Raw genomic sequence first — 21,417 nt, 5'->3', positions numbered from 1 at the left:
TCTAAAATTCTTATCGTGAATTCAACTAAACTCTTGTGGATCAACATCAATTGATAATCTGAGTTGATGTTGGCGAGGTAAATGTACCACTTGTTGCCACCATTGACGTAAATAAAAATGCAGTTTTGCTCGGTCGGCAGATAAAATCACCATATGCGCTCGATAACGCCCTGCTTTGCGTTCCATTGGGGCAGGAATAGGTCCCCAAATTTCAATAATATCTGCTGCAATAGCTCTTAAGCCTTGTGCTGCTTCCATTAAAAACTGTTGACTATAATCACGATCTTTCGACTCCACACGGACTAAAACAGCGTAACGATAAGGCGGTAACATCGCAACTTTACGTTCACTCAGCATCTGTTTTGCAACGGCACGATAGTCTTGTTCAATCAAGGTTGTGAGCATTGGATGATCGGGTCTTAAACTTTGTAAATATACGCTGCCTTTATGTTCACCACGTCCTGCACGTCCTGCAACTTGTATGATCAATTGTGCTGTGCGCTCAGGTGCTCTTGGGTCTACGCTTAATAATCCTGAGTCTATATCCAGAATAGCGACTAATGTGACGTGTGGGAAATGATGTCCCTTCGCCAGCATTTGAGTACCTAACAAGATGCTTGGTTTATTCTGTTGAATTCGATCATAGATTTTTTGCCAACTACCCACACGACTTGTACTGTCACGATCTACCCGAATTACTTCATGATGGGGGAATAACTCGTGTAACTGTTCTTCAACTTTTGCAGTTCCAGCACCAATGCTTTTTAACGTTTGATGTTTACAAGCAGGGCATTCGTCTGGCAGGCGATTGATCGTACCGCAATGATGACAGTGTAAATAAGAATAAGGCTGTGAATGTACAGTGAAATGTGCATCACAATGTGGGCAATTTGCTTGCCACCCACAACTTTCACATAGTAAAACAGGAGCGTAACCTCGACGGTTTAGGAAGATAAGAACCTGTTCTTTGCGCTCTAAAGTTAATTTAATTTGATCAATTAGGTTTTGACTGATGCCATTTTTCTTCTTTGCTACTTTTAGATCAATCACATGCATTTTCGGTAAGACCGCAGTTCCAGCACGTTGATTGAGTTCAAGTAAATGCAATTTACCAGACTCCACTAGATGATAACTATCAATACTTGGTGTGGCTGAACCCAAAATCACAGGACAATTGTGTAAATGACCACGATATAGGGCGACATCACGAGTGTGATAACGGAAACCCTCTTGTTGTTTATAAGAGAGATCGTGTTCTTCATCTAAGATGATCAAACCTAGATGCGGCAAAGGGGTGTAAATCGCAGAGCGCGTTCCAATGATGATAGATGCTTTACCAGTTTGTGCATGTTGCCAAGCCTGCAAACGTTTTGAATCATTAAGTCCCGAGTGCAGTAAAGCAACATCACAATGAAAACGAGATTTGAAGCGTGCGACTGTTTGAGGTGTCAAACCAATTTCAGGCACCAACACCAAGACTTGTTTCCCTTGCTTTAGGATCTCATGCATTACTTGCAAATAGACTTCGGTTTTACCACTGCCTGTAAGTCCATCTAGTAAAAAGGCTTGGTAACGTTGTTGAGCTTTGAGTATTTGTTGAATTGCTCGCTTTTGATCTTCGTTCGGCGTTAAAGGCATTTGTGCAAGTTGTACAGGCATCGGTGTAAAGTCATGAGCTTCAAGCTGACATTCAATCAGTCCCTTTTTTTCCAATGCCTTTAATGTTGCAGTTTCTACACCACTAAGATTTAAAATATTTTCGGTAGCGCCATGTGGATGAAGTTTTAGAATCTGATAGGCATCGTATTGCTTTTGAGAACGTTTTAATAAAGATTCTGGATCGTCATGTGTGAGAATATTCCAGTGGTGAAATAAGATATCTAAAGCACGACCCTGTCTTAAGAGTGCAGGAAGTGCACTTTGCATCACTTCACCAATCGGGAATTGATAATACTGCGCAGACCATGTCAACAAAGTTAAAACTTGTTGGTCTAAGATAGCATCTTCATCAAGAAGTACTGTAATCGGTTTAAGTTTGAATTGCCCTGTAAACGGCTCATTTGGATCAACTTTCTCAGTAATGATACCGATTAGATTTTGGCGACCAAATGAAACAGAAACACGTGCGCCTATTTGAGCTTGCAGGTATTGCTCTGCACTGACCGTATAGTCAAACGTGTCATACACATAGACGGGTAATGCAACTCGAATACGGTAAAGAATAGCGTTAGAATTTTCGGTAGGCATATTGGCTTTATTCACGTGTAAAATGGCATGACGTCATATCATGGAATTATGCTAAAGTGCTGTGCACAAGGCGTATCAAATATTCAAATCAAAACAGTAATTTTACGATCTTGATGAATATAGAATGGAACTATCGTTCCTTATTCCTTACATGGATGCAACAGTAACGACAACTATTTTTGGACAATTAGAACAGAACCATGCCTGCTTATCAATTTACTGCAATCGATGCTGCTGGAAAGCAACACAAAGGTGTGCTGGAAGGCGATTCCGCTCGACAAATTCGTCAACAGTTGCGTGACAAAGCGTGGACACCGATTGCTGTTGATGCGGTTGAGCAAAAAGACAAGCAACAACAGCGATCATGGTTTAGAAAAAGCTTTAGTGCTTACGATTTGGCACTGATGACACGACAGTTATCTGTTTTAGTCGCAGCAGGCATTCCTTTGGAAGAAGCACTGCGAGCTGTGAGCAAGCAGAGTGAAAAGTCACACGTTCAAAATCTTTTAATTTCGGTTCGATCAAAGGTTTTGGAAGGACATTCACTGGCACAGGCAATGCAACAATCAGGACGGTTTCCAGAATTGTATATTGCGACAGTTGCTGCTGGCGAAAGGTCTGGACATCTGGATCTGATCTTAGATCAGCTTTCTGATTACACTGAAAATCGTTTTGCGATGCAGAAGAAAATTCAAGGTGCAATGATCTATCCGATTATCCTGATGTTGATGTCATTTGGGATCGTGATGGGATTGATGACTTATGTTGTTCCTGAAATCGTAAAAACCTTTGAACAAAGTAAAGAGGCATTGCCTTGGATCACCGTGTTATTGATGAAAATTAGTGCGTTTATTCGTCAAACATGGATAGGCATGTTGATCATTGGTTTTATTGCTCTCATTCTGTTTACGAGGTTTTTAAGAACAACTGCAGGGCATTATGCATTTGACCGATTAACACTCAAATTGCCACTATTTGGTAAACTTTCACGTGGTATAAATGCTGCACGGTTTGCCAGCACTTTATCAATTTTGACACGTTCAGGTGTTCCTTTGGTTGAGGCTTTGCGTATTGGTGCAGAGGTGAGTAACAATTGGGTGATACGTGATTCGATTGAAGTCGCAATGGAGCGTGTAACAGAAGGTGGTAATTTGGCAACACAGTTAGAACGTTGCGGTTATTTTCCACCAATGATGGTACAAATGATTCGTAGTGGTGAAGCTTCAGGTGAATTAGACCGTATGTTGGATCGTGCATCTACGATGCAAGATCGAGAAGTCACGACTTTTATCTCCACCTTATTGGCACTGCTAGAACCTCTGATGTTGGTTTTCATGGCAGCGATTGTATTGGTGATCGTGATTGCGGTAATGTTGCCAATTATTAATATGAACAATATGATTTGATGAATTGCATGAAAGAGATGAAAATGAATAAGCAAAAAATGTATATGAAGCAATCTGGCTTCACGTTAATTGAAGTGATGGTTGTGATTGTCATTTTAGGTGTTCTAGCTGCATTGATCGTTCCGAACGTGATGGGACGCGGCGAAAAAGCTAAAGTTGATACCACGCAAATTACTTTAAAAGGTGTTGCTGGCGCTTTAGACCAATATAAATTAGATAATGGGCGTTACCCATCGATGCAAGATGGCGGTCTAGATGCATTAGTGAATCAACCTGCAACCGCAAAAAATTGGTTGCCTGGTGGCTATGTGAAAGGTGGTTATCCTAAAGACAGCTGGGAAAATGACTTACAATATGTGATTCCAGGTCGTGAAGGTCGCTCTTTTGATTTGTATTCGTTTGGTGCAGATGGAAAAGAGGGTGGTGAGGGTAATGATGCAGATATTTATTATCAACCATAAATTCTAATTAAAACGATCACTTCACTTTTAGAATAAATAAATCAAGAGTGAAGTGATAATGTTTCTTAATTCATAAAATAATCATAAATTTATGAAAAACATGATAATAATATAATCAAACTAATTTGAGATTTATAATAAGAATTATTCCCATATTTAATAGTTACAAGAAACAGAAGTGATTCATTAAATTAAACTTTTTATTTAGATTAAAGCTTTGCATAATAAATTCAGATCATTTAAATGGGTGGTGGAGAAATCAGATGAAAGCATTTTTTTTGTTAGATGAACTGAATCAGTTTCATTGGGCAATGCTTAAATCTGTATTGCTCATTTTAAGTTTACTACCTGTCTGTGAAGGGGCATTAAACTTATGGCAAACGGCTGAAGGAAGTAGTCAGATCGTCATTGGCTTTTTTGCGATCAGTTTATTGAGTACGTGGTTTATCGTTTGTTTCTTGAGTGCTTTGAAAACCAGTATTTGGAATATTAGTCATCTAATTCCAAAATATGAACAATTCATTTTTAAAGCTTATCGAGCTTTGCCGATGTTTTTCTTATCTGGTTTAGTCGCGTATCTCACGGTACAGTTTTCAATCTTATTTTAATTTGAATATTATGAATAAAAAAAGAGCGCTTTGGATTCAAAACGCTCTTTAGAAATTATCGACGTGATTTAAATGAAATATCGATTTTTCTAGGACGATATATCCAACCGATAATTAAAAGTAGAACAGAGAAAATAAGAATCGGGTAATCACTTAAACGATTATAAAGTGTTTGACCTTGCATCGCTGGTAAATCACCACGTAATACCGCTTCGTGATCCATAGGAGCCTGTTTCACAATATGACCATTCTGATCAATAAATGCCGTGACGCCTGTATTGGTTGCTCGAATAAACCAACGACCATTTTCTTTGGCACGCATTTGCACCATTTGTAAATGTTGCCAAGGTCCAGCCGTTCCTGTAAACCAAGCATCATTTGAAACTGTGATTAAAAAGTCGCTATTGAGTGCATTACGGCGAGTGAGATTTGGATAAGCCACTTCATAACAAATTGCAGCTGCAAGCGCATGTCCTTTCACAGACAATGGTTTTTGATCTGGTTCTCCGCGAGAAAAACCACTCATACTTACATCGTTCTGCATTGCAGGAAGTACCCATTTCAACATTCCAGATAATGGAATGTATTCACCAAAGGGTACGAGGCGTTGCTTTTTATATAAGCCAGACGATTCACTACCAGAAGCCATGATACTGTTATAGTACAAAGGCTCACCTACTTGTTGTGATTTAGGGATGTCCCAATAAGGAATACCCGTAACCCAAGCAGTATCTGATTTTTTAGCCTGTGCATCCATTGCTTTTAAAAAGTCAGGAATGTCTGTTTGAAACAGAGGAATCGAAGATTCAGGCCAAACAATTAAATCACGTCCCCATTCAGCACGACTCAGGTTGGCATAGATTTCCAAGGTTTTAATTTGATATTCAGTCAACCATTTCAGGTCTTGAGGAATATTGCCTTGGATTAATGAAACACTGAGTGGTTTTTCTGTTTTGGGTTGTACAAATTGAATGAAACCCGCACCCCATGCACCTAAGATCAGTAAACCAGATGGAATGGCCCAAAACCAACGACGATTAAGGATTTCGACAAGAGCACATGCGAGCACGATCACGACAAACGATACAGCATAGACCCCAAATAAAGGCGCATAACCATCTAATAATCGTTCTGTGAATGCATAGCCTGCAAAAAGCCATGGAAATCCTGTGAAGACCCATGTTTTTGCCCATTCAAATAAAACCCAAAGTGGTGCAAATGTCAGTGGAGTTTCAGGGAAAAATCGACGGTAAAGCCAAGTCTGAAAAGCGGTAAATAAGCCCATTGCGGCTGCCATAAAGGCAATCATCAAAACGCTTAAAAAGGAGTTAGTATCACCATAGACGTGAATGGAGGTATATAACCAAAATGCACCTACGAACCACAATCCGAATCCGTATGCCCAGCCCAATACAAATGCCTGTCTGGGATTACGCTGGCGTAATACGGCATAGAGTAAAGCAGGAGATAAGATTGCTAACCACCAAAAGTAATACGGTGCGAGCGCAAAACTAAAGATTGCACCTGAAATAAGTGCAATCAGGAGTGGAAAGATAAACGGAAGCTGTTTGTGGGTTTGGGATGGGTTGAACAGCTTTTCAAAGTAGCTTCTCATTGACGTACAGCTCGAATCAGATGAATAGTGCGTGCATCTGCTTCAATAATGGTAAATTCCCAATCACCAAGTTCAATCGTCTGACCTTGTAGATCGCTCACTAAACCGATTTCTTGCAGCAGTAAACCGCCCATAGTTTCAACTTCATCGTCAGAAAAATCTGCATCTAAAATTGTGTTGAAATGTTCAATTGGTGTAAGTGCTTGAACAATCCAAGTATTTGCTGTGGTTGGATCATTGTCAGGAACAATGTACAAAGCTTCTTCATCAGCAATGTCATGTTCATCTTCAATTTCACCAACGATCTCTTCAAGAATATCTTCCAGAGTAACTAAACCAGAAGTTGAACCATATTCATCAATCACGATGGCGATATGCGTTTGTGTGTTTTTTAGCATACGAAGCACTTGATCTGATCGCGCACTTTCAGGAACAAACACAGGTTGGCGCATCAATGAGCGAATGTCGACTTTGACATTGCGTTCAGTGAGAAATGGCAATAAGTCTTTTGCAAGAAGAATGCCCACAACATTGTCAGTTTGATCAGCAGAAAAAACGGGAAAGCGAGAGTGTGCTGATTCAATTAAAACATGCAAGATGTCAAGCAGCTGATCATCTTCTTGTAAGCTAATAATTGCAGTACGAGGTGTCATAACCTCTCGAATCTTCGTTGCTGGCAGATCTAGAACACCTTCAAGCATTGCGACTGTGTCGGGTTCTAAGAAGCGACGTGAATCTTGAACTAACTTAAGTAATTCATCGCGAGTTTCAGGTGCAGTACCTAACCATTTTCTTAAGCCACGCATACCCCACGACGGACTGGATTCATCGACCATGATCTTTCCTAAAGACTCTCTATATCAATTAGATGATTTTCATCATACCGAAGAAAAAGCGGATATGCATTAATAAAACGATGCAAGAAATGTACAGTTTTTCAAAAAAGTGCAGGTGATTTCTACAGTATGACTTTATGATAAAATGTGAAAATTAGCATATTTGAGTTATATGATGTCTGAACAAACCAAACTCCCAACAGTACAACTTAATACCCGTGGTTTACGTTGTCCTGAACCAGTGATGATGCTGCATCAAGCGATTCGTAAAGCAAAATCTGGGGATGTGGTAGAAGTTTTTGCAACAGACCCTTCAACTTCTTGGGATATTCCTAAATTCTGCATGCATCTAGGGCATGAATTACTGTTGAAAGAAGAGTCTTTAGACGAAAATAGCAATACTGAATATCATTATTTAGTACAAAAAGGTTAATCGTTTGCTTTCGACCTATTTCTCAGGTTTTGCGCTGGGACTTTCACTGATTCTCGCAATTGGGGCACAAAATGCTTTTGTTTTAAAGCAGGGATTGCTCAAACAGCATGTATTTTGGGTATGTCTGATCTGTGCTTTATCCGACGCATTTTTAATTTGTTTAGGTGTGTTTGGATTTGCTTCAATATTGAGTCAACAAGCATGGTTGATTCAAGCTATGAAGTATTTCGGCGCACTCTTCTTGTTTATTTACGGTGCCCGCAGCTTTTACAATGCTTATAATTTGCAGTCAGGTTTAATTGCCTCTGAACAAGAAACAACGACTTTCTGGCAAACGATAGTTTTATGTCTCAGTTTCTCTTGGTTAAATCCGCATGTCTACTTAGACACGGTTGTATTATTAGGTTCTATATCTGCTCAATATGCAGATAAGATCTCTTTTGCTAGTGGGGCAGTATCAGCGTCATTTTTATTCTTTTTTAGTTTAGGATTTGGGGCGAGATTATTGCGTCCTGTATTTGCAAATCCTAAAGCTTGGAAAGTCTTAGATCTATTGATTGGCTGTATCATGTGGTTGATCGCACTTTCACTATTAAGATAGGTTTTTATGCACCTATCTTTTTGATTTAATTACTTTACGACTGATCCAGTAATCACAACTTACATATCTTCCACCGCCAAGAACCAGTAGTGCACCCAACATAACCAAATAGGTCACTGCAAACTCAACGCCATTATTCAATATGACAAATGAGCCACTAGATGTAAGCCAATCATAATTTCCATAAGTGCTCAGAATCTCTCTCGCTTTCTCTAGTTTTTCAGCCGATTCAATCACTTGCATATTTGCAAAAGGAGCATGTGGATCAGCAATGGCTTGCCATCCATTTTGAATGTGGACGGTAAAGATAGCGACCAGCATAGTGATGATCAATGGAATACAAATCAGTCGCGTTGCAAGACCTAAGGCAAGTAAGACAGCACCACCTAACTCAGCCGAAATTGCAAGGCTAGCCATAACCAATGGGAAGGGCAATCCCAAGCCCCATTCACTATTGCCAAACCATTCAACTGTATCATTGAAATGTTGTAGTTTATTGTGTCCAGCCATCCAAAAAATAGGAATTAAATATAGGCGAAGCGCTAAAGAAGCGATTCCATCAAAATAATTTAAGTTGGAACCCAAATTCTGATAGCGTTTATGTAAAGAATAAATTAGATTTTTCATGAGAAATTCACAACGAATAAGTTTTATTAGTTATTGGTCGTTTGAATTTTTGATTTCTTACACAAAAAAAATCTAAATTTGACTGTAATAATTTGATTGTTCGCACGTCTAATTTTATGTACCTAGTACAAAAGCAATATTTACTTAAAAGGAACTTCACAATGAATAAATTAAACTCAATGACTTCGGTTGCCGCTTTAGTTGCATTATCTATGGTTGGTGCAGCAACCCAAGTTTCGGCAGCATCGACGACGACTGAAACACATGTGACTAAAACTGCAGATGCAAAATGTGGTGAAGCGAAATGTGGTTCAGATAAAGCGAAAAAACAACACAAAACTACTGATGCAAAATGCGGCGCAGATAAAAAAGCTGCGGATGCTAAATGCTGTGCAGACAAAAAAATGGCAGATGCAAAATGTGGTGCTGACAAGAAAGTGGCTGATGGGAAGTGCGGCGCTCACTAAGCCTTATGCAGACGGTAGATGACAGCATCTAAAAAGATGGCTGTCATTCACCAAAGGGATTCTTTATGGATGCGATCACAAGTGTGGGTCTTGGTCTAAGACGAGATTTTATCGAGGCATTTTTAGGTGCGACTCATCATCCTGACTTTATTGAAGTTGCTCCAGAAAATTGGATGGGTTTTGGTGGTCGACATGCGAAACTTCTAGCTCAGTGTGTAGAAAAATCTCCATTAATTTGTCACGGTCTCTCTTTGTCGATTGGTGGTCCTCATCCCTTAAATATTGATTTTATTCATCAAATCAAAAAATTCTTAGATTCTTATAAAGTCGAGATTTATTCGGAACATCTGAGTTATACCAATGATGGTGGCTATCTATACGATCTCTTGCCTATTCCAATGACTGAAGCTGCTGTGAAGTATGTAGTGGAACGAATTTCTCAAGTTCAAGATATTTTAGGGCGAAGATTAGTATTAGAAAATGTTTCTACTTATCTTATGCCGAATGCTGAAATGTCCGAGGCAGAGTTTGTCCGTGAAGTCATCACACAAGCAGATTGCGAATTATTGTTGGACGTGAATAACGTTTATGTAAATAGTAGGACTTACGCACTATCATTTATAGATTCTCTGTGGTAGCAGATGATTTTTATCGAGAATAAAGTCATCAATGAAGTCTTTGATGATTGGTCTAAATAATTTCTTCTGCCAACGATATACATTTTCAAAGATCCGCTCAAACTGGTTCTTTTGTATCTCGACGTAGGCCATCAAGGCTGCAAAAATATGATTCAAAATCAGTTTAGATCGTCTTACTTGAAACTTTTCAATATGACAAACCTGTTTAATCACTCGGTGATATTGTTCTATTTTCCAATGACTTGAATGTAATTCATGAAAACCCTCAAAGGACAATAAATCATCTTCATCTTGATGCACAATATAAAACCTCTGCTGTTCTTTTAACTGAGTCTTAAATAATTGTACAAAGCCAAAATCTTTGAGCCAGACTACTTGACCCTGATGAAAATTCGGCAATAAACGCAGTTGAAACCATTGTCCTTTTTCAGGGGAAACCTTACGGTTACTGTCGACACCAAACATAAATCGAATACCATATTTTCTTATGGTTTTTAGATTTGCAGTCGATGAATACCAACTATCACCTGTAATAAATTGAATCTTTGCACCCCAATCGAGTACTTCACTTAACATCTCCATAAAGTAATCATTCTTGGTTTTACTTGCTGACTTATCATAAATTCGAAAATTAATTGGAATATTTTGACCATTTTGATCTGTCGCATACAAGGTAATGAGATTAATACCCTTGACGGATCGGTGGTGTTTGCCTGACCAAAAATAGCTAACCAAGTCCATATGTTGACTATATGGCTTATCTAAAACAGTATCATCAATACTGACTATAAGTTTATTATTATCAATATGTTGAATTGCTTCTTGATATAGGTCGTGAGGTGTGTAGTCTTCCCGCTCTAGAAAGCGATTTACACTATCATGCGAGATGTTATAAGTCTCAGCAAGTTGTGTGCAGCTAATAGAGTTCGGTTCTGTCATGAGAAAACCCATATAAATGGGTAGAGTACAGGTTGCTGTAGAAACATGTTTAATTCGTCTAATCACAGATACTTTATAAAGCATTTTAATACTTTTTTGAATCCGTCAATGCGTAAGTCCTAAATAGTATCAACCACCAAGCAGATGCTTATGCTTTCATTGAAGCGATGCCGAAACAACGTATTCGTTATTTACATATAGCAGGGCATGAACAGGTGACTACAGATTTACTCATTGATACACATGGTGCTGAAGTATGTGATCCCGTGTGGGCATTGTTGGAATACACTTATCAGGTTTGTGGTGTGAAACCAACGTTATTAGAGCGCGATTTTAATATCCCAACATGGCAGCAACTTCAGAGTGAATTGAATAAGATTCAGCAGTTACAGCATCAATATTCAAATCAACATACACTAATCCCAATGAGCCAGAATTTGGTCGATGGGGTGAATGTATGAGTATGAATGAGCATACTTTTCAGCAGACCCAACATGATTTTTGTAACTGGCTGCGTGATCCAAATTCAGTAAAAGCAGTGCCTTTTGCTTTGGATCGTATGCAAGTTTATCGAGAACTGTTGTTCAACAATGTTTGCTCATTTATCAATTTAGTTTATCCGGTGGCTCGATCTTTATTGCCTGAGCAGCAATGGCAACAGTTACTGACGGATTTTTTTCGAGAATCTCAGAATCAGTCTCCACTTTATAACGATATCTCGTTGCAATTCAGAGAGTTTCTCACAGAAAAGCAGCATCCTATTTTATTTGAATATCCGTGGCTTGCTGAGCTATTGCAATACGAATGGCTTGAACTGTACTTGGATACACTTGAAATTGAAGATGTTACTTTGAATGCCGAATTAAATTGGCAGCTGACTACACAAGTTTGGGTGTTGGTGTATCAATATCCTGTTTACCAGTGGTCAATCAATCAAATTAACAAAGATCCCGCTCCAAGTGCCATCATGGTTTGGCGAAACAAACATGATCGGGTTTGTGTTGAATTATTGACTCCATTAACCGCTTATCTAATTGAGCAATTAGCACAACAACCATTGCCGCGAATAGCACTCACTGAATTTATCCAGCAAATAATTCCAGATCTATCGGTCAGTGAAGTGAATACTCAACTGGATGAACTTGCAGAAGATTTGATCCGCTTAGAATTGTTATACAAACCTGACTAACACAGTGAGAAACGCGATGCCTGAAATGACAACATCGAATGCTAATGCATCGCAGCAACTGTATAACGATGATTTTCTGATGGAACTACGACAACAAATGATGAAATTTGCAGTATTGCAACTTTCTTCATTTCATCAAGCTGAGGATGTTGTGCAAGAAGCTTTAGTCAGTGCTTTACAACATTCAGGTTCTTTTTCTGGTCGCTCTGCATTTAAAACATGGGTATTTGCTATTTTAAAAAATAAAATTGTTGATCTGATTCGTCAGAAGCAACGTTTAGTCAGTATGTCTGAATTGTTTGATACGGAAGAAAATGAGCGAAGCGTGGATGAGTTGTTTGATGCTTCAGGGCATTGGCAAAAATCAGAAAGACCAAAAGCATGGTTGAATCCTGAGGAAATGATGGAGCAGCAAGATTTTTGGATGATTTTCGATACCTGTTTGAATCATTTACCAGCAAAGTATGCACAAGTGTTTATGTTGCGGGAAATGATAGAACTTAGTTCAGATGAAATCTGTGAGAAATTAGAGCTAAGTGTCTCAAACTTGAACGTTTTAATGTATCGCAGTCGAACCAGACTACGTGAATGCTTAGAAAACAAATGGTTACTTCAGGAGGATTGTTCATGTTGACGTGCCGAGAAGCGACCCAATTGCTTTCAGAAAAACAAGATCGGACACTGAACTTCAAAGAAATGAGTGCCTTACAGTTTCATGTGGTGATGTGTAGTTCGTGTCGACGTTTTGGCAAGCAGATGAAGAGCTTAAGTTTGTTATCAAAACAATATAAAAAATTTGATGAAAAACAGAAAGATTAAAATAAGAAAGCCTCATATTTCATGAGGCTTTCTTAGCTTAATTCGTACTAAAAACTGAGTTTCAGCACAAATTAAAAATTACATATTCGGGTAGTTTGGACCACCGCCACCTTCTGGCGTTACCCATGTAATGTTCTGTGATGGGTCTTTAATATCACAAGTCTTACAGTGTACACAGTTCGCAGCGTTGATTTGGAAGCGTTTAGAACCGTCATCATTTTCCATCACTTCATAAACACCAGCAGGGCAATAACGTTGAGCAGGCTCATCCCATTTTGGTAAGTTTACGTTGACTGGAATAGATGGATCAGTCAGCTTCAAGTGAGCTGGTTGATTCTCTTCGTGTACAGTATTTGAAATAAAGACAGAAGATAAACGATCAAATACTAACTTACCATCAGCTTTCGGATAGTTAGGTTTGAATGTTGACGCATCTACAGTTTTAAGAGCAGCAAAGTCTTGTTTTAAGTCATGTAATGTAAATGGTACTTTAAAGACATTTTGGTCAATAAAGTTGAACGCACCACCAATCCATGTACCAAACTTATGCATCGCTGGACCAAAGTTACGTGCTTGATATAACTCTTCTTTTAACCAAGAGTTGTTATATTTATCTGTATAAGCAGTTAACTCTTTAGCAAAATGATCATCGCCTTCAAGTACACGAGCAATGGCAAGATCACCACCTTTCGCTACACCAGCAGCGATGGCTTCAAATACAGCCTCGCCACATAACATGCCTGACTTCATTGCAGTGTGTGAGCCTTTGATTTTTGAGAAGTTCAAGAAACCAGCATCATCACCGATCAAGCAACCGCCTGGGAATGTTAGTTTAGGTAAAGAGTTGAAACCACCTTTCACTACCGCACGCGCGCCGTAAGAAATACGCTTACCACCCTCTAGGAATTGCTTAATCGTTGGGTGTGTTTTCCAACGTTGCATTTCCATGAATGGATACATGTGAGGGTTTTCGTAAGATAAGTCTACAATCATACCCAAAGTAACTTGGTTATTTTCAGCGTGATATAACCACCAACCACCTGCAGAACCTGTCTCAGACAAAGGCCAACCCGCACCATGCATTACAAGACCAGGCTTGTGTTTTGCAGGATCGATTTCCCAAAGTTCTTTGATACCAATACCATAATGTTGTGGATCAGCATCTTTATCTAAGTTGTATTTAGCAATTAAACGCTTACCGAGGTGACCACGGCAACCTTCAGCGAATAAAGTATATTTCGCATGAAGTTCATAACCAGGAGTAAAGTTGTGTGTTGGCTCACCATTTTTGCCAATACCCATATCACCTGTTTGGATGCCTTTTACAGTACCATCTTCATGATAAAGTACTTCAGATGCAGCAAAACCAGGGAAAATAGAAACTTCTAATTCTTCAGCTTTTTGACCTAACCAACGAACAACGTTACCAAGAGAAATGACATAGTTCCCTTCGTTGTGCATTGATTTAGGAACCATCCAATACGGCATCTTTTGTGCTTTAGTATCAGATAATAAGAAATAAGTTTCGTCATCCGTTACAGGAACATTCAGCGGAGCGCCTTCTTCTTTCCAGTTCGGGAACAATTCATTCATGGCACGTGGTTCAAGTACAGCACCAGAAAGGATATGCGCACCAACTTCAGAGCCTTTTTCAACCACACAGACTGAAAGGTCAGGTAGGTTGTTTTCAATCGCTAATTGACGAATTTTAATCGCAGCAGATAAACCCGCAGGTCCAGCGCCTACGATCACTACGTCAAACTCCATCGCTTCACGTTCGATGTGTTCCATGTAGGACTCCTCATATTTTAAGGGTGGCAACCGTAATCATTGCTATTCGGTGCTGCCATGAGTGTTCTGAATTGCCAAGCACAAAACTATCTATTGCGCTTGCAAACGTTTGGGATAGTATAGTTTTAAACCTTGATCTCGCCAATTGGCTGAGTGGTCATATTTTCCCGTCAGCAAGGCATAAACTATGATAAATGAAAATGATTCTCCACAGAATACAGGAAAAATCGTGTTGTCTGATGATAAAAACTTAATGAACATTGCACAATACTTAAAAGATGTACAGCAAAGTCACAAAAGGTCAATTCCACCTTTAGACCAATGGCATCCAAAGCATTGTGGCAAAATGGATTTGAAAGTAAAAGCCAATGGTGAGTGGTGGCACGAAGGTCAATTGGTTAAGCGTCAGGCACTCTTAGATCTGTTTAGTAAAGTGCTTTGGAAAGAAGATGGAAAATTCTACTTAAAAACACCAGTTGAACAGATTGAAATTGAAGTTGAAGATGAGCCTTTACTCATCAATCAAGCTGATCAAATAGAACTAGATGGAAAAAAATATCTACAACTTACGACCAGTAATCAAGATGTCATCATTGTGGATGAACAGCATCCGATTTTTATGCGTGAATATGCAGGTGAGTTAAGACCTTATGTTCATGTTCGATTTGGAATCAATGCCTTGATTCAGCGTCAAAGTTTTTATCATCTCGTGAATTACGGCACTTTGTCTGAAAATTCACAAGGTGAAGCTGTTTTAACATTAAAAAGTGGTGATTTAGTCTTGCATTTGAGCACCTGAGGTTTAATCTTTAACAGAGATATTTCACCACTACGTTTTCGTGTATGACAGCTGTTCAACCTATCGCAGAGTTATTAAATCCTATGCCTCATGCATCCTCAGATGCTCCGATAGGTGTATTTGATTCTGGGATTGGAGGCTTGTCGATTGCTCAAGAAATTGCCTCTCATTTACCCAATGAGCGCATTCTTTATTATGCTGACACCGCTCATGTACCTTATGGGGCGCGTTCTGATCAAGAAATTCGTGAGCTAACGGCAAAAGCAATTGAATGGCTTTATAGGCAAGGTTGCAAAATCGCTGTCGTTGCTTGTAATACTGCATCAGCATTTAGTTTGGATTATCTGCGTGAACATTATGGTGAGCATTTTCCGATTGTAGGCTTAGTGCCAGCGTTGAAACCTGCTGTACTTCAGACGCGATCAAAAGTCGTCGCTGTGCTAGCAACACCTGCAACGTTTCGTGGTAAGTTAATTAAAGAAGTCATGCTAAAGTTTGCAGAGCCTGCAGGTGTGAAAGTTTTAACTGTTACGAGCCTCAAACTTGTGCCTTTTGTAGAGGCAGGAGAGCAGATGAGTGAAGCATGTTTAGTTGAGCTTCATAATATTTTGCAACCAGTGGTAGATCAGGGGGCAGATTTTCTTGTACTAGGCTGCACTCACTATCCATTTTTGAAAGATGCTATTCGTCAGATTTTTAATGAAAAGTTAAAATTAATCGATTCAGGACAAGCAGTTGCGCGACAAACAGCGTATATTTTAATAAAAAATAGGTTATTATGTGACAAAATAAGTCATAATATTACACGTATTGAATGTTTCGTTAGTGGACAGAATGCAGTCGAGTTACAACCCGTAGTTCAGCATCTTATGTCGTCACAATTGACGTGGACAATCAATAATTTGGATGAAGTTTAGATATTAAGCTCGACTCATACCATATTTAAAATTTTATTTGGGGTTATCTGTTAATAGGTTTTTGGGCGGTTTAGCTTAAACTTATGGATAAGTGAAGTGGGGCACAGGCTATGCAAGATACTCGTTATCAAGTCTTTATTTCTACGTCTGGCAATGAAATGCAACCAGAGCGAGCAGTACTGACTCAAACTTTGGTGGGAATGGGCTTTTTCTCTTGGGGCTTGGAACAACGCACGCCATTGAGCACATCGATCGCCCGACGTCAAATTGATGACTGCGATTACGTAGTGATTTTGCTTGGCAGCCAGTATGGAGAACAATCTGTGTCTGGCGTAGGTTATATGCATTTAGAGTATATCTATGCGATGACCAAGCAAAAACCTGTGATTGTATTTATGCATGAAGATCCCGACTCGCGTGACTTACAACTGCAAGATAATAAACCTGAATTAAAAGAAAAGTTTAAAGAGTTTAGAAAACAGCTGCAGCATGATGTTGATCAAATATTTACATATCGTACCTTAAGAGATTTGGAACTAGCTGTTCGTTCGAGCATGCCACAAATGTTAGAGCGTTATCCTGTGGTAGGTTGGGTACGTCCTCAGAACACTCAAGTTTTACAAGATGAGATCGATAGTTTACGCGCCAAACTAAAACAACTCGAAACTGAGATGGGTAGTCGCGAAGCAGATCCAATTTCAATGTTACCTAAGGTTTCAATGCATGAGCTTTATTCTTTTGAATATCGTATGCATGCCTATCAAGATGGTAATTTTAAAGACATCAAAACGTTCCGTAAATTAACATGGGCACAATTGCTCAATGTACTTGGTTCATCTTTTGTTAGTCCAACTCCTGAAGAATATTTTTCAAAACGTATGAATGAATATTTAAATGAAACAGGTTTGGAAGATGCGCGTAAAGAGATGCCAAGAGCACACGCCGTTTCAAGAGCACAGATCAATATACGTGCTTTGCATGAGATAAAAATGCAAATGCGTCAGAATGAATGGATTGTACCTACGGGACGTGATGATCGCCAACGTATGTTATGGCAGTTAACGCATAAAGCTCAAAAGCTATTGGAAAGTAATGTCCTAGATAGTAATCGGGTTTTTCAATTTAAAACAATGCATTAAACCAATTTAAAAAAGAATCATAAAGCTGCTAAAGTAATTGAAGAAATTCAGCTATAGCGGAAACGATCTATGTCAGCGACACCAAAACCAAAAGTCACTGTGATTTTAGCAAATTTAGGTACGCCCGACGAAGCGACTGCACCAGCAGTACGTCGTTTTTTGAAGCAATTTTTATCTGACACGCGTGTAATTGAAATACCAAAATTTATTTGGTGGGTGATTCTACATGCTTTTGTTCTTCCATTTCGCCCAAAACGGGTTGCTCAAGCGTATGCCTCAGTTTGGTCAACTGACTCACCAATGCGTGAAATTGTTCTCAAACAAACACAATTGATAAAACAGCGTTTGCTGGATGAAAATCATCAATTTGACTTAACGGTTGTGCCTGCCATGACTTATGGCCAACCAAGCATTTATGCAGTATTTGAGCAACTTGAGAAAGTGCCTCAAGAGCATGTGATTTTATTACCATTATTCCCGCAATATTCTGCGACATCGACTGCACCTTTATATGATGCTTTCGCACGATGGATTCCAAATCAGCGCCATTTGCCTGGAATAACCATGATCAAAGATTATTATCAGCATCCATTATTCATTCAAGCTTTGGTGGATAGTGTGCTTGCTTATCAAGAGCAGCACGGAAAACCTGAAAAATTATTGATGTCATTTCATGGTATTCCTCAGCCTTATGCAGACAAAGGTGATCCTTATGCAGATCGTTGTCGTATGACCGCAAAATTGGTTGCTGAAGCATTGCATTTAAATGAAGATGAATGGGCAATCAGTTTCCAATCTCGTTTTGGTAAACAAGAGTGGGTTAAACCTTATACCGATGTTTTATTGGAACAATGGGGACAAGCAGGGGTTCGATCTGTACAAGTGCTGAGTCCTGCTTTTTCAGCAGATTGTCTGGAAACATTAGAAGAATTGGCAGTTGAAAATAAAGAAACTTTCCAACACGCTGGTGGTGGAGAATATGCTTATATTCCTGCATTAAATACTGACCAAGCACATATAGATTTGCTTGCAAGTCTGGTTCAGGCTAATCTTGATGCTCTTACTCATACCTTAGCTCATCGTTAAGACGATCTTCTTTCACGCCAGAGGTTTTTTATGCTGCAAGTCAAAATTGTTCCTGTTACCGCATTTGCTCAAAATTGCTCAATTTTATGGGACAGTGAAAGCAAAGAGGCGGTTTTGATTGATGCAGGTGGCGATGCAGCAGTACTAAAAAAAGAAGTTGAGGCTTTGGGTTTAACCGTTAAGGCACTATGGTTGACGCATGGACATCTTGATCATGCTGGTGCTGTAGGAGAATTGGCTGAAGCTTGGAAAATTCCTGTGATTGGTCCGCATAAAGAAGACCAATTCTGGTTAGATATGATTCAAGAAGTCTCAGCACGTTATGGTTTCCCAATTCCCCAACCTGTTAAAGTCGATCAGTGGTTAGAAGGTGGTGAAACCTTAAAACTGGGTGAAGACGAATTCGAGGTGCGTTTTGCACCAGGACATACGCCTGGTCATGTGATGTTTTACAATCAAAAGCATGGTTTGCTTTGGACGGGTGATGTGTTGTTTAAAGGCTCGATTGGACGTACAGATTTTCCAAAAGGAAATCATCAGCAGTTACTCGATTCGATTAAAAGAGAATGCTTTAGCTTACCTGATGAAACTCAGTTTATTTCGGGGCATGGTCCAATCAGCACAATCGGTTACGAGAAACAATTCAACCCATTCGTTGCAAGTAAAGCTGGCTAATCCTCGTATTCATCTTCATGACGTTTATCGCCTGCCTGAGGTGCATCTTGGGTAGGCAGTTTGTATTCATCGTTTGCCCAAGCCCCTAAATCAATCAGCTTACAACGCTCTGAGCAAAATGGGCGAAATTCATTACCTTCCCAAGTGCTGTCTTGTCCACAACGTGGGCAGGGGAATGTACGTGGCATAGAAAATTCCTACATCAAAAACAAATAGATTAGGCAAAAGCAAAGTGAATTGTTAGACTTATGCCGATTTCTAGATAGTTTGATGTGAATATGTCGATTCGTCAATTTCAAGCGCACCGAATGCAAGCACCACGTGATTTTCAGGTGATTCCGAATACGCCGATTTGTGTTGAAATCGGTGCGGGTAAAGGTAAGCATGCTTTACTGTTCACAGGGCAAAATCCGCAAACGACGTTGTATGCTATCGAACGAACTAAAGAAAAATTTTTAGCTATGCAAAAACAGCATCAGCTTGAACCACGTGAATATTTATACCCGATACATGCTGATGCTTTGCCTTGGGTCGTACATGCTTTGCATCCTGCACAAGTAGAACAATTTTTTATTCTTTATCCAAACCCAGAACCCCATAATCCAGCACAGCGTTGGTTAAATATGCCGTTCTTTGAGTTTTTACTTTCACGTCTTCAGCCGAATGGCACCATTACTTTAGCAAGTAATATTGAAGAGTATATTGAAGAAGCTGAACAGCAACTGATTCAATTGTGGAAGTTGCCTTATGAAAAGCAAAAAATAGCAACAGACTCTGCACGTACACATTTTGAAGTCAAGTACTTGGAACGTGGTGAACTTTGCCAACAGTTGATCATCACCAAGCCTGAAAATTATTCGACTCGTTTTGATGATTTTGCACCTTTGCAAGGTCAAAATGCTCAAGAGCAATCTGATGTCTAAACGTATTGCGATTATCGGTGCTGGCCCAGCAGGTTTGATGGCTGCTGAAGTATTGAGCCAATATGATTATCAAATTGACGTTTTTGAGCAGAAGCCTTCAGCAGCGCGTAAGTTCCTTATGGCTGGGAAAACAGGTTTGAATATTTCTCATGCTGAGCCAATCGATACTTTTATTCAACGCTATGATCACTCAGTGTGGTTAAGTCCATGGGTGAGACATTGGGACGCGCAGTGGATTCAAGACTGGATGAAAGGTTTGGGCATAGAGTCCTATGTGGGGAGTTCAGGGCGAATTTTCCCGACCGAGATGAAAGCAGCTCCTTTACTCCGTGCTTGGCTAAAACGATTGGTAGATGATGGGGTGAAGTTTTATTATCGTCATCGTTGTGTCGATGTGACCAAGAATCAGTTAACGATTGAAAACCAAACAGGATGTTACACTGATCATTATGATGCGATTGTGTTGGCCTGTGGAGCTGTTTCATGGTCACAATTAGGCAGTGATGGTGCTTGGCAGCAATGGTTGTCTGAAGATCAGATTGAACCCTTTCAAGCCAGTAATGCAGGTGTATTGAAAGCATGGTCACCATTTATGCAAGACTGTTTTGGACAGCCACTTAAACGCGTTGATGCATGGGTGAATGCAGAACATAAAACGCATGGTGATATTGTGATTACTCACTATGGTTTTGAAAGTGGTGTGATTTATAAATTAGGGCGTGATTTAAGAGCTTTGAATCATCTAAAGCAACCTTTCATATTGTATCTGGACTTATTGCCAGATGTCAGTGCCGAACAATTAGAAAAAAAATTACACAGCAATAAAAAGCAATCCCTAACCAATATTTGGCGAAAAGCAGGCTTAGATCACGTCAAAATTAATATGTTACGTGAAGTCACGAATAAAAGCATATGGTCAGATGCAAAACAGATGGCCCAGCAGATCAAGAACCTGAATATTTCACTTGATGGCTTTCGTCCAATCGAAGAAGCCATTAGCTGTGCGGGTGGTGTTAAACAGATCGCTTTGTCTTCTCAATTACAGTTGCAATCAAATCCTTTTGTGTTTTGTTGTGGTGAAATGCTGGATTGGGATGCACCAACAGGGGGATATTTACTCACTGCTTGTTTTGCAACTGGGCGAGCGGCAGGAACAGGGGTACATCAATACTTAATATCTGACACTCTAAGATAATGTTTT

The 21,417-nt window shown here is 39.5% G+C and carries 23 protein-coding genes and 2 pseudogenes; 18 read left to right on the top strand and 7 right to left on the bottom strand.

The features are described 5' to 3' along the window. Nucleotides 1-21: 21 nt before the first annotated feature. Nucleotides 22-2,247: a primosomal protein N' gene (locus Q9Q86_RS10690; protein WP_171293756.1), complete on the bottom strand. Its 2,226-nt coding sequence runs from the start codon at nucleotides 2,245-2,247 to the stop codon at nucleotides 22-24. Between the two features lie 200 nt (nucleotides 2,248-2,447). Here Q9Q86_RS10690 and gspF point away from each other — a divergent pair, with 200 nt between their 5' ends. From gspF to Q9Q86_RS10675, 3 genes are all read left to right on the top strand, one after another. After that, nucleotides 2,448-3,653: a type II secretion system inner membrane protein GspF gene (gene gspF / locus Q9Q86_RS10685; RefSeq protein ID WP_004957567.1), complete on the top strand. Its 1,206-nt coding sequence runs from the start codon at nucleotides 2,448-2,450 to the stop codon at nucleotides 3,651-3,653. A 23-nt stretch (nucleotides 3,654-3,676) separates the two neighbouring features. After that, nucleotides 3,677-4,114: a type II secretion system major pseudopilin GspG gene (gspG, locus tag Q9Q86_RS10680; protein WP_004916750.1), complete on the top strand. Its 438-nt coding sequence runs from the start codon at nucleotides 3,677-3,679 to the stop codon at nucleotides 4,112-4,114. A 263-nt stretch (nucleotides 4,115-4,377) separates the two neighbouring features. Further along, entirely contained in the window at nucleotides 4,378-4,722 is a 345-nt protein-coding gene (locus Q9Q86_RS10675) for a hypothetical protein (RefSeq protein WP_112987113.1), read from the top strand. 55 nt (nucleotides 4,723-4,777) lie between these two features. On the opposite strand, the gene lnt is transcribed toward Q9Q86_RS10675, so the two are convergent. Both lnt and Q9Q86_RS10665 read right to left on the bottom strand, forming a co-directional pair. Beyond that, a complete protein-coding gene (gene lnt / locus Q9Q86_RS10670) occupies nucleotides 4,778-6,337 on the bottom strand; it encodes an apolipoprotein N-acyltransferase (protein ID WP_112987114.1) in 1,560 nt (519 codons plus the stop codon). Then, entirely contained in the window at nucleotides 6,334-7,173 is an 840-nt protein-coding gene (locus Q9Q86_RS10665) for an HlyC/CorC family transporter (protein ID WP_004916742.1), read from the bottom strand. Before Q9Q86_RS10665 ends, lnt begins: the two co-directional genes overlap by 4 nt. 175 nt (nucleotides 7,174-7,348) lie before the next feature. Between Q9Q86_RS10665 and tusA the strand changes: the two genes are divergently transcribed. Further along, nucleotides 7,349-7,606 carry a sulfurtransferase TusA gene (gene tusA, locus Q9Q86_RS10660; protein WP_004916739.1) on the top strand — a complete coding sequence of 86 codons (258 nt, stop codon included), beginning with the start codon at nucleotides 7,349-7,351 and terminating at the stop codon, nucleotides 7,604-7,606. A 4-nt stretch (nucleotides 7,607-7,610) separates the two neighbouring features. Continuing rightward, nucleotides 7,611-8,207, top strand: a complete 597-nt coding sequence (locus Q9Q86_RS10655) for a LysE/ArgO family amino acid transporter (protein WP_112987115.1) — start codon at nucleotides 7,611-7,613, stop codon at nucleotides 8,205-8,207. Nucleotides 8,208-8,219: 12 nt separating this feature from the next. Here Q9Q86_RS10655 and Q9Q86_RS10650 read toward each other — a convergent pair whose 3' ends face one another. Further along, nucleotides 8,220-8,834, bottom strand: a complete 615-nt coding sequence (locus Q9Q86_RS10650; RefSeq protein ID WP_004916732.1) for a DoxX family protein — start codon at nucleotides 8,832-8,834, stop codon at nucleotides 8,220-8,222. Between the two features lie 161 nt (nucleotides 8,835-8,995). Here Q9Q86_RS10650 and Q9Q86_RS10645 point away from each other — a divergent pair, with 161 nt between their 5' ends. Continuing rightward, nucleotides 8,996-9,301 carry a hypothetical protein gene (locus Q9Q86_RS10645; protein ID WP_112987116.1) on the top strand — a complete coding sequence of 102 codons (306 nt, stop codon included), beginning with the start codon at nucleotides 8,996-8,998 and terminating at the stop codon, nucleotides 9,299-9,301. Between the two features lie 65 nt (nucleotides 9,302-9,366). Beyond that, nucleotides 9,367-9,933 (top strand): annotated as a pseudogene (locus Q9Q86_RS10640) (DUF692 domain-containing protein); the annotation flags it as partial. Here Q9Q86_RS10640 and Q9Q86_RS10635 read toward each other — a convergent pair. Beyond that, nucleotides 9,916-10,944, bottom strand: a complete 1,029-nt coding sequence (locus tag Q9Q86_RS10635; protein ID WP_305156084.1) for a transposase — start codon at nucleotides 10,942-10,944, stop codon at nucleotides 9,916-9,918. The pseudogene Q9Q86_RS10640 and the gene Q9Q86_RS10635 sit on opposite strands and share 18 nt — an antisense overlap. A gap of 53 nt (nucleotides 10,945-10,997) precedes the next feature. Here Q9Q86_RS10635 and Q9Q86_RS10630 point away from each other — a divergent pair. The 4 genes and pseudogenes from Q9Q86_RS10630 to Q9Q86_RS10615 form a co-directional block, all read left to right on the top strand. Continuing rightward, nucleotides 10,998-11,339: pseudogene (locus tag Q9Q86_RS10630) on the top strand (DUF692 family multinuclear iron-containing protein); the annotation flags it as partial. Continuing rightward, nucleotides 11,336-12,067 carry a DUF2063 domain-containing protein gene (locus tag Q9Q86_RS10625; protein WP_112987617.1) on the top strand — a complete coding sequence of 244 codons (732 nt, stop codon included), beginning with the start codon at nucleotides 11,336-11,338 and terminating at the stop codon, nucleotides 12,065-12,067. The pseudogene Q9Q86_RS10630 and the gene Q9Q86_RS10625, both read left to right, overlap by 4 nt. A gap of 16 nt (nucleotides 12,068-12,083) precedes the next feature. Then, complete coding sequence (locus tag Q9Q86_RS10620) at nucleotides 12,084-12,701, top strand: RNA polymerase factor sigma-70 (RefSeq protein WP_004958699.1); 618 nt, start codon at nucleotides 12,084-12,086, stop codon at nucleotides 12,699-12,701. Beyond that, on the top strand, nucleotides 12,695-12,886 hold the full coding sequence (locus tag Q9Q86_RS10615) for a zf-HC2 domain-containing protein (RefSeq protein ID WP_004916718.1): 192 nt from the start codon (nucleotides 12,695-12,697) through the stop codon (nucleotides 12,884-12,886). The genes Q9Q86_RS10620 and Q9Q86_RS10615 overlap by 7 nt, the downstream gene beginning before the upstream one ends. A gap of 78 nt (nucleotides 12,887-12,964) precedes the next feature. Here Q9Q86_RS10615 and Q9Q86_RS10610 read toward each other — a convergent pair whose 3' ends face one another. Further along, nucleotides 12,965-14,677, bottom strand: a complete 1,713-nt coding sequence (locus Q9Q86_RS10610) for an electron transfer flavoprotein-ubiquinone oxidoreductase (RefSeq protein ID WP_004916716.1) — start codon at nucleotides 14,675-14,677, stop codon at nucleotides 12,965-12,967. Nucleotides 14,678-14,864: 187 nt separating this feature from the next. Between Q9Q86_RS10610 and Q9Q86_RS10605 the strand changes: the two genes are divergently transcribed. From Q9Q86_RS10605 to Q9Q86_RS10585, 5 genes are all read left to right on the top strand, one after another. Continuing rightward, on the top strand, nucleotides 14,865-15,476 hold the full coding sequence (locus Q9Q86_RS10605) for a DUF1285 domain-containing protein (protein WP_112987616.1): 612 nt from the start codon (nucleotides 14,865-14,867) through the stop codon (nucleotides 15,474-15,476). A 44-nt stretch (nucleotides 15,477-15,520) separates the two neighbouring features. Beyond that, nucleotides 15,521-16,393 carry a glutamate racemase gene (murI, locus tag Q9Q86_RS10600; protein WP_112987615.1) on the top strand — a complete coding sequence of 291 codons (873 nt, stop codon included), beginning with the start codon at nucleotides 15,521-15,523 and terminating at the stop codon, nucleotides 16,391-16,393. Nucleotides 16,394-16,503: 110 nt separating this feature from the next. Then, nucleotides 16,504-17,532 (top strand): DUF4062 domain-containing protein, encoded by a 1,029-nt coding sequence (locus Q9Q86_RS10595; RefSeq protein ID WP_004957594.1) that lies wholly within the window; start codon nucleotides 16,504-16,506, stop codon nucleotides 17,530-17,532. A gap of 69 nt (nucleotides 17,533-17,601) precedes the next feature. Next, on the top strand, nucleotides 17,602-18,618 hold the full coding sequence (gene hemH / locus Q9Q86_RS10590) for a ferrochelatase (protein WP_004916701.1): 1,017 nt from the start codon (nucleotides 17,602-17,604) through the stop codon (nucleotides 18,616-18,618). Nucleotides 18,619-18,648: 30 nt separating this feature from the next. Beyond that, the gene (locus Q9Q86_RS10585; protein ID WP_004916699.1) at nucleotides 18,649-19,293 is read left to right on the top strand and encodes an MBL fold metallo-hydrolase; all 645 of its coding nucleotides are present in this window, start codon (nucleotides 18,649-18,651) and stop codon (nucleotides 19,291-19,293) included. Here the strand turns inward: Q9Q86_RS10585 and Q9Q86_RS10580 are convergent. Beyond that, a complete protein-coding gene (locus Q9Q86_RS10580) occupies nucleotides 19,290-19,481 on the bottom strand; it encodes a DNA gyrase inhibitor YacG (protein ID WP_004916696.1) in 192 nt (63 codons plus the stop codon). The genes Q9Q86_RS10585 and Q9Q86_RS10580 overlap by 4 nt on opposite strands. A gap of 90 nt (nucleotides 19,482-19,571) precedes the next feature. Here Q9Q86_RS10580 and Q9Q86_RS10575 point away from each other — a divergent pair, with 90 nt between their 5' ends. Continuing rightward, the gene (locus Q9Q86_RS10575; RefSeq protein WP_005403605.1) at nucleotides 19,572-20,216 is read left to right on the top strand and encodes an SAM-dependent methyltransferase; all 645 of its coding nucleotides are present in this window, start codon (nucleotides 19,572-19,574) and stop codon (nucleotides 20,214-20,216) included. Next, the gene (locus Q9Q86_RS10570) at nucleotides 20,209-21,411 is read left to right on the top strand and encodes a TIGR03862 family flavoprotein (RefSeq protein WP_112987614.1); all 1,203 of its coding nucleotides are present in this window, start codon (nucleotides 20,209-20,211) and stop codon (nucleotides 21,409-21,411) included. The genes Q9Q86_RS10575 and Q9Q86_RS10570 overlap by 8 nt, the downstream gene beginning before the upstream one ends. Nucleotides 21,412-21,417 lie beyond the last annotated feature (6 nt).

It is taken from the genome of Acinetobacter sp. A22 (assembly GCF_030913345.1).
GTDB classification, from domain to species: Bacteria; Pseudomonadota; Gammaproteobacteria; order Pseudomonadales; family Moraxellaceae; genus Acinetobacter; species Acinetobacter junii.
The sequence above is the reverse complement of the archived record's forward strand: the minus strand, read 5'-3'. Positions and strand labels throughout refer to the sequence as shown.